The organism is Microbacterium sp. NPDC090014 (assembly GCF_044748285.1).
Classification (GTDB): Bacteria; Actinomycetota; Actinomycetes; order Actinomycetales; family Microbacteriaceae; genus Microbacterium.
Genome location: NZ_JBIVFS010000001.1, coordinates 1434600 through 1447403, shown reverse-complemented (window position 1 = coordinate 1447403; position 12804 = coordinate 1434600). Strand labels below are relative to the sequence as shown.

The 12804-nt window shown below is 68.8% G+C and carries 10 protein-coding genes; 4 read left to right on the top strand and 6 right to left on the bottom strand.

Annotated features, from left to right (window positions below; all coding sequences use genetic code 11):
• Nucleotides 1-24: 24 nt before the first annotated feature.
• Nucleotides 25-510 carry a hypothetical protein gene (locus ACIPV5_RS06860; protein ID WP_053098997.1) on the bottom strand — a complete coding sequence of 162 codons (486 nt, stop codon included), beginning with the start codon at nucleotides 508-510 and terminating at the stop codon, nucleotides 25-27.
• A 41-nt stretch (nucleotides 511-551) separates the two neighbouring features.
• Between ACIPV5_RS06860 and ACIPV5_RS06855 the strand changes: the two genes are divergently transcribed.
• Together ACIPV5_RS06855 and ACIPV5_RS06850 are read left to right on the top strand one after the other, a co-directional pair.
• A complete protein-coding gene (locus ACIPV5_RS06855) occupies nucleotides 552-2003 on the top strand; it encodes an NAD(P)/FAD-dependent oxidoreductase (RefSeq protein WP_053098996.1) in 1452 nt (483 codons plus the stop codon).
• A gap of 50 nt (nucleotides 2004-2053) precedes the next feature.
• The gene (locus ACIPV5_RS06850) at nucleotides 2054-3097 is read left to right on the top strand and encodes an ATP-dependent DNA ligase (protein WP_400340466.1); all 1044 of its coding nucleotides are present in this window, start codon (nucleotides 2054-2056) and stop codon (nucleotides 3095-3097) included.
• A 3-nt stretch (nucleotides 3098-3100) separates the two neighbouring features.
• Here the strand turns inward: ACIPV5_RS06850 and ligD are convergent, their stop codons facing one another.
• The 4 genes from ligD to ACIPV5_RS06830 form a co-directional block, all read right to left on the bottom strand.
• The gene (ligD, locus tag ACIPV5_RS06845) at nucleotides 3101-4153 is read right to left on the bottom strand and encodes a non-homologous end-joining DNA ligase (RefSeq protein ID WP_056277321.1); all 1053 of its coding nucleotides are present in this window, start codon (nucleotides 4151-4153) and stop codon (nucleotides 3101-3103) included.
• Nucleotides 4154-4194: 41 nt separating this feature from the next.
• On the bottom strand, nucleotides 4195-5328 hold the full coding sequence (locus tag ACIPV5_RS06840; RefSeq protein ID WP_400340464.1) for an SseB family protein: 1134 nt from the start codon (nucleotides 5326-5328) through the stop codon (nucleotides 4195-4197).
• 26 nt (nucleotides 5329-5354) lie between these two features.
• Nucleotides 5355-7817 (bottom strand): ATP-dependent helicase, encoded by a 2463-nt coding sequence (locus ACIPV5_RS06835; RefSeq protein ID WP_400340462.1) that lies wholly within the window; start codon nucleotides 7815-7817, stop codon nucleotides 5355-5357.
• 98 nt (nucleotides 7818-7915) lie between these two features.
• Nucleotides 7916-10759, bottom strand: coding sequence for a lamin tail domain-containing protein (locus ACIPV5_RS06830; protein ID WP_400340460.1), 2844 nt, complete (start codon nucleotides 10757-10759; stop codon nucleotides 7916-7918).
• Between the two features lie 165 nt (nucleotides 10760-10924).
• On the opposite strand from ACIPV5_RS06830, the gene ACIPV5_RS06825 reads away from it, so the two are divergent.
• Nucleotides 10925-11320, top strand: coding sequence for a YccF domain-containing protein (locus ACIPV5_RS06825; protein ID WP_053098990.1), 396 nt, complete (start codon nucleotides 10925-10927; stop codon nucleotides 11318-11320).
• A gap of 29 nt (nucleotides 11321-11349) precedes the next feature.
• Complete coding sequence (locus ACIPV5_RS06820; RefSeq protein WP_400340458.1) at nucleotides 11350-11811, top strand: hemerythrin domain-containing protein; 462 nt, start codon at nucleotides 11350-11352, stop codon at nucleotides 11809-11811.
• A gap of 6 nt (nucleotides 11812-11817) precedes the next feature.
• Here ACIPV5_RS06820 and ACIPV5_RS06815 read toward each other — a convergent pair whose 3' ends face one another.
• On the bottom strand, nucleotides 11818-12804 hold the full coding sequence (locus tag ACIPV5_RS06815) for a glycerophosphodiester phosphodiesterase family protein (RefSeq protein WP_056277746.1): 987 nt from the start codon (nucleotides 12802-12804) through the stop codon (nucleotides 11818-11820).

Sequence of the window (12804 nt, the reverse complement as noted above, 5' to 3'; positions counted from 1 at the left end):
ACCACCGCGGTGCCGACGAGGACGTCAGTCGCAGCCGCAGCCGCCGGCCGGCGTCTTCACCATGAAGCAGACGTCGCACACGCCGTAGTCGCGCTCTTCCGTCTTGGTCGCGCGCTCGGCCTTCGGCGCAGCCGCGACACGAGGGGTCGTCGATCTCTTCGCCTTGACAGGCGCGATCGGGCGGAACTCGCTCGGGTGCGTCACGTAGAAGTACGGTGCGCGGCCCTCGCTCGGCTGCAGTCGCAGGGGCGTCGAGCCGATGACGATCGTCTCGTCCTCGGTGAAGCCGTTGGTGTAGGTCTTGCCGATGTGCAGCGGGGCGCCGTCGCCGCGGCGGATCGCCTCGATGTAGCGACCGCGGTCGATATAGGAGGAGATGCCGACGGCGTCGGTGATCGCGGAGATGAACTCGTGGTTCTCCTCGGCGATGCGATGCGCGCGGAGCGCCTCCGCGAGGGTTCGGTACGGACGGGAGTTGCCTGTGGGGGTCGGGCCCTGAACTTCATTCATTTCCTCAAGGATCTCACGCCCGGGCATGGAAGACTGGCCGAATGGCACGCGCGACGATCATCGGCTCCGGACCGAACGGCCTGGCGGCGGCTGTGTCCCTCGCGCGCGCCGGCTACGAGGTGCACGTGCTCGAAGCCGCCGACACGATCGGCGGCGGAGTCCGCACGACGGAATCGACACTCTCGGGCTTCCGGCACGACGTCTGCGCCGCCGTGCACCCGGCCGCGCTCTCCTCGTCGTTCTTCCAGGCGTTCGGCCTCGCCGAACGGGTGGACTGGATCCTCCCCGACATCTCGTACGCGCACCCGCTCGACGGCGGCAGAGCCGGAATCGCATGGCGCGACATCGAACGCACCGCGGCAGGGCTCGGCGTCGACGAGCGGGCCTGGCTGTCGCTCCTGCGCCCGCTCAGCACTCACGTCGAGGGTGTCGTCGACTTCACCGGCAATCAGATGCTCAGGGTGCCTCGCGAGCCGATCACGGCTCTCCGGTTCGCGCTGCGGATGCTCGACCAGGGCACGCCGCTCGCCCGGCGCAGCTTCCGCACCGAAGAGGCCGCCGCGCTGATGGCCGGTGTCCTGGCGCACGCGAACACCCCGCTCCCCTCGCTCGCCGGTGCCGCAGCCGGGCTGCTGCTCGCCGCGCAGGCGCACGCCGGCGGATGGATGTACCCGCGAGGCGGCGCGCAGCGCATCGCCGACAGCATGGTCGCCGATATCGAGGCCCATGGCGGATCCGTCGAATCGGGCATCCACGTCACCGACCTGGGATCGCTCGACTGGGGCGACCCCGCCCGTGGTGATCTGCTGATGCTGAACACATCGCCCCGCCTCACCCTCACCCATCCGGACATCCCCGCGGCCTACGCGCGGGCGATCCGCAACTACCGATACGGCCCCGCCGCTGCGAAGGTGGATTTCGCTCTCGACGGGCCGATCCCCTGGGCGAATCCCGACGTCGCCCAGTCGCCCACCGTCCACATCGGCGGATCGGCGGCAGAGACGTGGGCGAGTGAGAACGCTGTCGCCCGGGGACGGATCAGCGACCGACCGTACGTCCTGACGGTGCAGCCCTCGGTCTTCGACCCCAGCAGGGCGCCGGAGGGCAAGGCGGTGCTGTGGGCGTACATCCATGTTCCCCAGGACTCCGACCTCGACGCCACCGAACTCATCACGCGTCAGGTCGAGCGATTCGCACCGGGATTCCGGGACCTCATCCTCGCGCACCACTCGGTGCCGGCGTCGTCGCGCGAGGCGGTCAACCCGTCGGAGATCGGCGGCGACATCCTCGGCGGGGCGTTCACGATCCCGCAGGCGCTGCGGCGCCCGGTCCTCGGCATCGCGCCCTGGCGCACTCCGATGCACGGGGTGTACCTCGCGTCGGCGTCGACACCGCCCGGCCCGGGCGTCAACGGCATGGCGGGATGGCATGCCGCCCGCACGGCGCTCAAGGATGCCGGCATGCGCGTCTCCCTCGACGACCTCTTCTCCTGACGGGCGAAATCACCCTTCTGCCACGACGCGACCGACGCCAGGATGGATCCATGCGCTACGAGATCCCGTCCCCGATGCTGGCGAAGGCGGCAGCATCCGTCCCCGATCCCGCGAAGACCGCCGGAGGGCTGCTGTTCGAGCCCAAGTGGGACGGATTCCGCGGGCTGATCGCCTGGGACGGCGAGACCGTCGAGATCGGCTCCCGCGGCGCGAAACCGCTGACGAGATACTTCCCCGAGCTCGTCGAGGCGATCCCGCGACTGCTTCCGGGGCCGTGCCTGCTCGACGGAGAGATCGTCGTGGCCACGGGACACGAGGGGGCGCAGCGACTCGATTGGGAGGCGCTGAGTCAGCGCATCCATCCCGCGGCCTCACGAGTGGCGAAGCTCGCCGCGGAGACGCCTGCGATGTTCATCGCCTTCGATCTACTGGCCGTCGACGACGAAGACCTCCTGAGCACTCCGTTCGCCGAACGCCGCGCGCGCCTGGAGACCCTGATGGAAGGGGTCGAGCATCCCCTGCACATCACGCGCACCACCCGCGATCGGGACGCCGCCGTGCGCTGGCTCGCCGAGTTCGAGGGCGCAGGGCTCGACGGGGTCGTCGCCAAGCCACTCGATCAGCCGTACGCGCCCGGAAAGCGCACCCTCATCAAGATCAAGCATGCCCGCACCGCTGACGTGGTCGCGCTCGGCTACCGCGTGCACAAGTCCGGGTCGGGCGTCGGGTCTCTGCTCGTCGGCCTCTACGACTCCGACGGCACCCTGCGGCAGGTCGGCGGCGTGGCCGCATGGAGTGATGTGCGCCGCCGGGAGCTCGTCGAGGAACTCGCCCCGCTCGTGCAGCGCGACGACTCCGGCGAGGCCCTCACCGGCGAGGGTGAGCGTTCGCGCTTCAGCGGGTCCAAGGATGTCTCGTTCGTCCGGCTGCGCCCCGAGCTCGTGCTCGAGGTGCGCTACGACCAGCTCGAGGGTTCGCGGTTCCGCCATACGGTGCAGTTCGACCGCTGGCGTCCGGACCGGGATGCGCGGTCGTGCACCTACGACCAGCTCGACACCGTGGCCGGGTACGACCTGGCCGAGGTCATCGGCTGAGGCTCACTCCTCGACGGGATCACCGTTCGCATCCCAGTGGGCGTCGACCTTCTTGCTGGGCTGCACGCGTGGGGGCTCTCCGGGCATCTTGGGAAACTCGGGCGGGAACGACAACTCGCCGAGGCCCGCCGCCTTGTCCCGCTCCCACCACTCGAGAAGCGTGTCGATGCGCCCCGGCTCGTCCTGCTTGCCCGCCCAGGGATCACCGACCTCGGCGAGTCTCTTCGGGATGCTGCGGACGGTGAAGACCGCGGGGTCGAGACCGTCCAGCTCGTCCCAGTACACGGGCGTCGAGACCGTGGCCCCGGGAAGCGCGCGGGGGCTGTAGGCACCGGCCATCGTGCGGTCGCGGTTCGCCTGGTTGAAGTCGATGAAGACCCGCTGACCACGCTCCTCCTTCCACCAGCTCATCGTGACCTGCTCCGGCATCCGTCGCTCCAGCTCGCGGCCGGCTGCGATCACGGCGTGCCGCACATCGAGGAACTCATGAGTCGGTTCGATGGGCGCGAACACGTGCAGTCCACGGTTGCCGCTGGTCTTCACGAACGCGGTGAGACCGACCTCTTCGAGCACCTCTCTCAGCGCGTGTGCGGCGGGGATGGCATCCGCGAACCCCGTGCCGGGCTGCGGGTCGAGGTCGATCCGCAACTCGACGGGATTGTCCGGGTCGGTGGCGAGGGACGCCCAGGGGTGGAAGACGATCGTGTTCATCTGCGCCGCCCAGACGATCGCGCTCGGGCGATTCAGGACGATCTGCGGATGCCGACGCGCACTGTTGTAGGTCACGGTGACGGCGTCGACATAGTCGGGCGTTCCCTTGGGCGGGTTCTTCGAGAAGAACCCGTCGCTTCCCACGCCGTCGCGGAAGCGCTCGAGCGAGACGGGACGATTCCCGTTCGCCTCGAGGAACGGCACGCTGACGAGCTGGAAGTACTCCGCGAGCTCGGCCTTCGTGATGCCGTCCTTCGGCCAGACGACCCTGTTCGGGCTCGAGAGCGCGACCTCGCGCTCTCCATCGGGATCGATGACTGTCAGGGTCACGCGTTCTGAGGCCATGCTCCGACCCTAGAGGGCCGGTGCGACGCGGGGGAAGCCCGTCAGTCGTCGATGTCGATCGCGAGGATCAGCACCGAGGTGAGAGCGTCGCGCTCGACCACGATGCTGGGGCCGGCCGGATCGATGATGACCCCGGCCATATCGATGTGGCTGGAGAGGATCTTGGCCAGCTGCAGCGGCTCGAACGGCAGCGGTCGGTCGCCCCGACCGAGCGCGAGCACCTCGAGCGGGTGCGAGAAGAGCTGGAGGAACCGCTTGCCGTCGGGAGTCTGCGCTTCGGCGATCCCGACCTGTCCGCCGGGATTTCCCTCGTTGACGGCGACCCACATGCGCTTCGTCGCGAGCGCCTCACCGACCTTCGATTCGGTGTCCTGCTCACGCGGCGCGGCGATCAGCGACTTGACCGTCATGTCGACGTCTGCCTGCTCGAGCGCCTTCTGCAGGAGCTCGGACGGGAACACCACGCGGTGCGGCGCAGAGGCGTTGTCGACGATGAGGCCGGCGAAGTCACCCGAGACGACCTGCTGCAGAACGGACGTGACGGGCTGGGCGACGGCAGATGTCGCCGTCGGGTCCTTCTCGAGCTGCACGGAGTCTCGGACAGCGGCGGCCGAACTGAACGCGAGCATGAACTGACGATCGCCATCACGCACGACCGCGACAGCGAGAGGCTTGCCCTCACTGATCTGCGCGCGTGCGTCACCGTTGACGCGGATGTACATGTGCCCCTGCAGCGCCTGGCGGAGCACTCCGAGCAGCTGCTCGTTCGTGGCGCCCTGCTCGACCTCTTTCAGGGATTCACGCAGCAGGACGTTGTCCTTCATGCCCGGGACGGTCTCGGTCTGCTCGGGCGGCATCGCGGGCGCCAGCGGCAGTCGACGCTCGGGCTCGGCCACGGGGGCGGGTGCCGGCGCAGCGGGAACAGGGGCGGGTGCTGTCGCAGGCGCCGATGCTGCCGGCGCGTCAGGACCGGGCAGCTCGACCTCCGGTCCGGCCTGAGCACCGACCCCACGGAACGCCTGGACGGAGATACCGATGGTGGGCGTGGCCTCGGCGGCGTCCGCCGGCGCCTCCGCACCGTCCGGAGTCTCGTCGGCGGACTCCCCGGTCTCGGTGTCGAACTGGTCGGCGACGACGTCGTCGGCGGACTTCTTGCGGCGGGAGAACAGGGCCATATCAGCCAGCCTAACCCGCCAGAGGGCTAGATCTTCTCGATCGGCGCGACCTTGATCAGGAGCTTCTTCTGGCCGGCGGAATCGAAGCGCACGTGCGCGATGCGCTTGGCACCCTCGCCCGTCACCGCGTCGACCCGTCCGTCGCCGAAGTCCGTGTGGCGGATGCGATCCCCGGCGGCGAGTTCGAGGTCGCCGTTGTCACGCATCTTCGCCGTCACGCGGTTGGGGAACTTGTCCATCGCGGTCGAGAGCGGCTTGAGAGAGTCGCGCCCCGGCAGCTGCTTCACCGCGAAACGGTCGCCGGAACCGGAGCCGCCGGAGCCGCCGAATCCGCCTGCCCGGCGCGCATTGAGCGCACGGGACTGCATGCCTCCCCGGGAGTTGACGTCGCCGGGCGACTGGCGCCAGTCGATGAGTCCGGCGGGGATCTCCTGCAGGAAGCGGCTGGGCATCGCGACCGAGACCTCGCCGAACTGGGCCCTGGTCATCGCGAGCGACAGGTGCAGGCGCTTCCGCGCGCGCGTGATGCCGACGTAGAAGAGCCTCCGCTCCTCCTGAGGACCGCCCGGCTCCCCCGCCGAGATGCGGTGCGGGATCAGATCCTCTTCGACGCCGGTCACGAAGACCGCATCGTACTCGAGCCCCTTCGCGGTGTGCATCGTCATCATCGACACCGACCCTGATTCGTCATCGAGGTCATCGGCATCCGAGACCAGGGCGACCTCTGTGAGGAAGTCCACGATCGTCCCGTCAGGATTGTTGCGCGCGAAGTCCCGCGCGACGGCGACGAACTCGTCGAGGTTCTCGACGCGCGCCTCATCCTGTGGGTCGCGGCTCGCCCGCAGGGCGTCGAGGTAGCCGCTCTTCGACAGCAGCACGCTGAGCCCGTCGGCGACGGTCGTCGGAGCGGGAACCTCGCCGGACGCGGGGAGCATGATCTCCGTCGCCTCGGTCAGCACGGCGTCGAGCTGGGCGATGCCGGCCTGGATCTTCGGACCGAAGCCCAGCTGCTCGGGCACGGACAGGGCCTGCCGGAACGTGATGTCGTGGTCTTCGGCGAACCGGGCGATCGCCGTCTCGGTCACATCGCCGATGCCGCGCCTGGGCTTGTTCAGGATGCGGCGGACAGCCATCTCGTCGGCCGGGTTCGCGACGGCGACCAGGTAGGCGAGGGCGTCCTTGATCTCGGCACGCTCGTAGAACTTCGTGCCGCCCATGATCTTGTAGGGCACGGCGGAGCGGATGAAGATCTCCTCCAGCGCACGCGATTGCGAGTTCGTGCGGTAGAAGACGGCCATCTCGGAGTACGGCATGCCGGCGCGGTGCAGCGCCTCGACCTCGTCGGCGACGAATTGGGCCTCATCGTGCTGGGAGTACCCGGTGAAGCCGACGATCATGTCGCCGTCGCCCTTGTCGCTCCAGAGCTTCTTGTCCTTGCGGTCGAAGTTGTTGCCGATCACCGCGTTCGCCGCCGAGAGGATGTTCTGCGTCGAACGGTAGTTCTGCTCGAGCAGCACGACGCGAGCGCCGGGGAAGTCGCGCTCGAACTCGCTGATGTTGCGGATGTCGGCGCCGCGGAAGGCGTAGATCGACTGGTCGGAATCACCCACCACGGTGAGTGACGCGCCTTCGAGCTCCGGCGTGGTCTCCGGCTCGAAGATCATCATGCCGTCGGAGGCATACGGATCGGGCGAATCGCCCGAGACCGGACGCGTCAGCTCGTGGATGAGGGCGTACTGAGCGTGGTTCGTGTCCTGGTACTCGTCGACCAGCACATGACGGAACCTGCGCCGATAGGTGTCGGCGACCTGCGGGAAGGCGCGGAACAGATAGACGGTCTGGCCGATCAGGTCGTCGAAGTCGAACGCGTTCGCCTTCTGCAGCTGCCGCTGGTAGTCGGCGAAAAGCTCGACGAAGATCCGCTCGGCCGGGTCGTTCATGTTCGCCTGTCGCGCATACGCGTCGGCATCCGACAGCTCGTTCTTGAGCTTGGAGATGCGCGACTGCACGGCCCCGGGCGTGAGACCGTAGGCATCGGCCTCGTGCTGCTTGACCAGCCGCTTGATGAGCGCCCGCGAATCACCGGAGTCGTAGATCGTGAATGACTTGGTGAACCCGAACTGCTGAGCCTCACGCCGGAGGATCCGCACGCAGGCGGAGTGGAACGTCGAGATCCACATGCCCCGCGCCGCGTCGCCCACGATCGCCTCGACGCGCTCGCGCATCTCACCGGCGGCCTTGTTGGTGAAGGTGATCGCGAGGATCTGGCTGGGCCATGCCTCGCGTGACCTCAGCAGAGAGGCGATGCGCCGTGTCAGCACGCTGGTCTTGCCGGAGCCTGCGCCCGCGACGATCAGCAGCGCGGGTCCGCGGTAGGTCACCGCTTCGAGCTGCTGCGGGTTGAGGCCGGCGAGGAGGTCGTCCTGTCCCTGCGCTCCGGTGGAGCGAGGGCCGACGGATCCGGGGACGATGAGGGGGGCTTCGGTCATGGCTCTACGAGTCTAGGCCGCGCCACCGACACTGCCGGCGGATGGGGCGGATGCACGGGATCCCGTGCATCCGCCCCATCCTCGTCACGTCGCTCGTGTCAGCTGACGCGCCGGCGCCGACCGGCGACGAGCGCACCGCCGACGACGAGCATCAGGGCCAGAGCGATCAGGGCCACGGGCACCTCCGCGCCGGTCGCAGCGAGGCCGGCGGCACCGTCACGGTCGTCACCGGAAGGCGCGCCGCCGGGCTGGCTCGAGACCGGGCCCTCGCCAGGAGTCTGCCCCGGGTTCTCCCCGGGCCCTTCGCCGGGCGTCTCTCCGGTCACTCCGGGAAGGGTGCCGACTCGCAGCGCCTCGGCGGCGAAACCGTCGGCGAACCACCAGACCGGACGCTCACCGTCGACCGACAGCGAGGCCGGGGCGGTCGCGAATCCCTCGTTGTTGATGTCGGGCATGCCGGCAGGGCGGGCGAAGTGCGCGATGCCGGGCTGTTCGGTGCCGTTCAGCGTGATCTGGGCCGACTGCCCCTGGCAGCCGTCGTCGCAGACCGCCCACAGCACGTCGAGCACGCTGTCGTAGTCGAGCGCCATGACGCCGGGCAGACCGGGTGCGATCTCCGACACCAGCGTGGCCCGGCCGTCGGCGCCGAGCGCGAACGCGTAGACGTGACCGTTGTCCTCGACCGCGACGAAGAACAGGCCGCCGCCGTGTCCGGCGTAGTCTGCCGAGTCGTACGGGGCCGCGGTGTTGACGTCGAAGAGTGCGCCGTCAAGAGCGCTGTCCGGCACCCACTGCACCGCCTCCATGCCGAGGTTCGCTCCCACGGCGGGGAGCGACGAGGTCAGATCCCACTCCTGCTCGGCGACGAGGTCGTCGGCGGAGGCTTCAGGGTCGACCTTCAGGATGGTGTTCTGGTTCACGCCCTTGGCGCTGTTGTCACGCTCGGAGGCGACGTAGACCGATCCCTCGCCGTCGACGGTGATGCCCTCGGTGTCGGGGCCTGCGGCGTTCGGGTCGCCGGCATCCTTCTGGAATCGCACGCGCTTGCCCGACTCCCACCCGGCGATCTGCGAGAACGAGCCGTCGGCGTGGGCCTCGAGCTTCCAGATGCGCCCCTCGCCGTTGTCCACGGCCCAGAGGAACGATCCGTCCGACGTCTCCTGCACGTCGAGACCCGAGCTGTCCTCGAGGAACGTCGGCGCGGTGTCGAGCACCCGGACGTCGGCCGAACCCGGCCATGGCGAGACGGGGATCTCGCCGGCGCAGATGTTCGCCGCACCCTTCGTGCTCTCCGCGGTCGCCGCGAAGGTGCCGGCGATGTCCGGGCAGCGCCCCCACGTGGTGGCCGCGTGCCCTGCGCCCCACGTGGTGGAGTCGATGAGCAGATCTCCGTCGAAGACGCGCACGGAGTCGCCGTCACCCAGACCGAAGCCGAGGTCCGTGCCCTCGATGACGAGGTATCCGCCCGCGGCGATGGTGGTCGCGGCCGGAATGACGTAGGAGTGGGTGTCGTCGTCGTCCTTCACGACGACGCCGGAGACGTCGAGGGCGGATGCGGTCGGGTTGACGAGTTCGATCCAGTCACCGGGCGATCCGCCGTCGGACTCGACCTCGTTGATCCGCACCGGGTTGCCGCACGCGTTGCGCTGGCCCTTGGTCGAGACCGCGATGTCGGCGAACTCTCCAGCTCCGTCCGCGCATCGCGCGAGGACGCCCGCCGCATGCGCCGCGTAGACGTGCTCGTCGACGATGTTGAGGTTCGCGTCGCGCAGCGTGACGGTGTCGCCGTTGCCCAGACCGAACACGAAGTCCTTCGGCTGGTCGAAGACGAGGTACGCGCCGGGTTCGAGCACGGTGCCCGCGGGCAGCGGCGTCGTCTCCGCCGCGTGGCCGACCGGGTCGCCGTCCATGACGGTCCAGCCGGAGAGGTCGACCGGTGTGCTGCCCGAGTTGACGACCTCGACCCAGTCGGTCGCGTCGCCGTCGGACTCGATCTCGTTGATCACGACGTCCGGCATGACGCACGTGTTCGTCGCCCCCGGGGTCGCATATGCGAGCACGAAGGCGCCCTCTCCGTCGGGGCAGCGAGCGAGGGTCGCGGCGATGGCGTCGCCGTCGATGGCGGCATGGCCGCTCCATGCCTGCGTATCGTCGACCAGCACGCCAGCCGTGTCGAACAGGCGGATGCGGTCGGCGCTGCCGATTCCGATCGGATCGCGGAAGGCCGTCTCGACGCCACCGACGAGACCGATGGTGCCCTCCTCGACGACGAGGAACTCGCCCGCGGCGATCTCCGTGCCCGGCAGGAACTGCCAGCGGTGGTCGTCGGAGTTGTCGCGGATCTCGTAGCCCGAGATGTCGAGAGGGGCATCGCCCGCGTTGTGGAACTCCACCCAGTCCGCCGGCTGCGAGTCGACCTCATTGATCGCGATGGTGCCGCCCAGAGGTTCGTCGGATGCGAAGACGTTCGCCGCGCCCTTCGTGGACTCGGACGTCTCCGCCCATTCGACGATGCCGTCGACCTCCCGCGCTCCCCAGGTCACTGCAGCGTGAGCCGCCCACGATGTCTCGTCCACGAGCACGGCGCTCGGGTCGAACAGTCGCACCTGGTCTTCTTTGCCGAGGCCGAAGGCGAAGTCGCCCGCTCCGGCATCGGCCTGGTCGAGAACGAGATGCGCGCCGGGCTCGATCACCGATCCGTCCGGGAACGTGTACGCCTCATCTTCGCCGTCGTCCTTGACGACGAAACCGCTCAGGTCGACCGCGACGGCGGACGTGTTGACGAACTCGATCCAGTCGCCGGGTGCTCCCCCGCTCGACTCGACTTCGTTGATGCGGACACCGGGTTCGGCTCCGGTGGCGGCGAGCGGCACGGCGAGCAGGGCGGCAGCGCTGAGTGCGCAGACCGTCGTGACCGCAGCCGCAGAGTGCAGGCGGGACATAGGGCTCCTGAGGGAATCAGTCGGGTAGGACTCCACATCAGCGATTCCGCATGGCCGAACGACGGCGTGCAGGTGCACGGATGGTGAACGACCGGTGGCGGTTCGCCATCGGCCCGGGAGGCCGCGAACAGGCGGATGCTCAGACGTCGATGCGAGAATCGGCCCGTGCGCACGATCCTCAACATCATCTGGCTGGTCTTCGCCGGACTCGCTCTCTTCCTCGGCTACATGCTGGCCGGCATCCTGCTGTGCATTCCGATCGTGACGATCCCCTGGGCCATCGCCTCGTTCCGCATCGCCCGCTACGCGATCTGGCCGTTCGGGCGTGAGATCGTCAGCAAGCCGACCTCCGGAGTCGGCTCGTTCCTCGGCAACGTGCTCTGGGTCATCCTCGCCGGCTGGTGGCTGGCGATCGGACACATCGTCTCCGGCCTCGCGCTCTGCATCACGATCATCGGCATCCCGATGGGCATCGCCGACTTCAAGATGGTGCCCGTCTCGCTGATGCCTCTCGGCAAGGAGATCGTGTCGCGCCGCGGCGCCTTCGACCGCACGCTCTGACCGCGGATGCCGGCTCTAGAATTGCCGGGATGGATGCCGATCGCCTGATCGCCTGGGACGCAGAGCTGCGCCAGGCGCACACGAGACTCCGCGCCGCCCTCAAGGCCACGAGGGAGGCGGTGCAGGACGGTTCGGATGCTCCGGATGCCGCGCGCGAGCTCGCGCTGTTCTGCATCGGCTTCTGCTCGGCCCTCGATGGGCATCATCTGAGCGAGGACCGCGCCCTGTTCCCCGCGCTGCGCGACCAGCACCCGGAACTCGGCGACGTGATCGCCAAGCTGATGCAGGATCACTCGATGCTGGCCCACCTGCTCGGAGGACTCCGCACGGCCGTCGAGAGCGGAGAGGGCAGCGAGACGCTGAAGCGCCACCTCGACGGCATCGGCGCGATCATGGAGTCGCACTTCCGCTTCGAGGAGCGCGAGATCCTCGAGCCGCTGCGAGCGCTCCACCTCGATCGCCCCGTTCCGGACGTGCTCGGCCCGTTCTGATCGAGGTCAGCCGCGAAAGAATCCGACCCCGAGGTCGGGGTGATCGACGAAGACCCCGTCGACTCCCGTGCGAGCGATGACGCCCCATTCGGCCTCGTAGTCCCCGTAGGCGCTCTTGCCTCCGTGGCCGCGGAACTCCGCCGAGAGGAAGGCGTTCTCCGGCCGACAGGTCCATGTGAAGACCGTGAGCCCGCGCGCGTGCGCATCGGGGACGATCGAGTTGCCTGCGGCGAGCAGCATGCGCTTGTCGACGCTGATTCCGTCGACCCGGCCGACGAGCGCATCGAGTCCCTGCGGGGTGACGGTGGCCGCATACGTGGGCGCCTGCGTGCCCTGAGCGACGACCAGATCGTACGCGCGTCCCGACGCCTCGATCAGATAGACGTACGACGCCGCGATGCCTCGGGCCCTCAGCTGTCCGAGGATCGTCGACTCGAAGGACTCCACGATCAGCGGCAGCTCGCCCTCGGCCCACCCCGCCGCACGCAGGTCGCGTTCGATCAGCGGCGCGAGGTCGAGGCCGATGCTCGCGAAGTATGTGGCGTGCTTGACCTCGAGCACCACGCCGATCTCGCGTCCGTACTCGACCGAGCCGGCCCGGACGATGTCGAGCACGTCGGTCAACCGCAGGATCGCCTGCGAACCGTCGAAGCTCGCGCTCGACACGCGCACCTTCGGAAGGCGCTCCCGGCTGCGCAACGTCGTGAGCTCATCCCAGGTGAAGTCCTCGGTGAACCAGCCGGTGAGGGCCTCGCCGTCGACGCGCTTGGTCGTCTTCCGGTCGGCGAACTCCCGGTGCTCGGCCACATCCGTGGTGCCGGAGATCTCGTTCTCGTGCCGCACGATGAGCACGCCGTCCTTCGTGGCGACGACGTCGGGTTCGACCGCATCGACTCCCATCGCGAGGGCGAGCTCGTATGACGAGCGACTGTGTTCCGGACGATAGCCGGGCGCACCGCGATGCCCGATCACGAGAGGCGATTTCCTGGGCAC

What these genes read in the sequence shown, in the direction of transcription:
- ACIPV5_RS06860 (WP_053098997.1), bottom strand. Translation starts at nt 510, where the DNA reads ATGAATGAAGTTCAGGGCCCGACCCCCACAGGCAACTCCCGTCCGTAC.
- ACIPV5_RS06855 (WP_053098996.1), top strand. Translation starts at nt 552, where the DNA reads ATGGCACGCGCGACGATCATCGGCTCCGGACCGAACGGCCTGGCGGCG.
- ACIPV5_RS06850 (WP_400340466.1), top strand. Translation starts at nt 2,054, where the DNA reads ATGCGCTACGAGATCCCGTCCCCGATGCTGGCGAAGGCGGCAGCATCC.
- ligD (WP_056277321.1), bottom strand. Translation starts at nt 4,153, where the DNA reads ATGGCCTCAGAACGCGTGACCCTGACAGTCATCGATCCCGATGGAGAG.
- ACIPV5_RS06840 (WP_400340464.1), bottom strand. Translation starts at nt 5,328, where the DNA reads ATGGCCCTGTTCTCCCGCCGCAAGAAGTCCGCCGACGACGTCGTCGCC.
- ACIPV5_RS06835 (WP_400340462.1), bottom strand. Translation starts at nt 7,817, where the DNA reads ATGACCGAAGCCCCCCTCATCGTCCCCGGATCCGTCGGCCCTCGCTCC.
- ACIPV5_RS06830 (WP_400340460.1), bottom strand. Translation starts at nt 10,759, where the DNA reads ATGTCCCGCCTGCACTCTGCGGCTGCGGTCACGACGGTCTGCGCACTC.
- ACIPV5_RS06820 (WP_400340458.1), top strand. Translation starts at nt 11,350, where the DNA reads ATGGATGCCGATCGCCTGATCGCCTGGGACGCAGAGCTGCGCCAGGCG.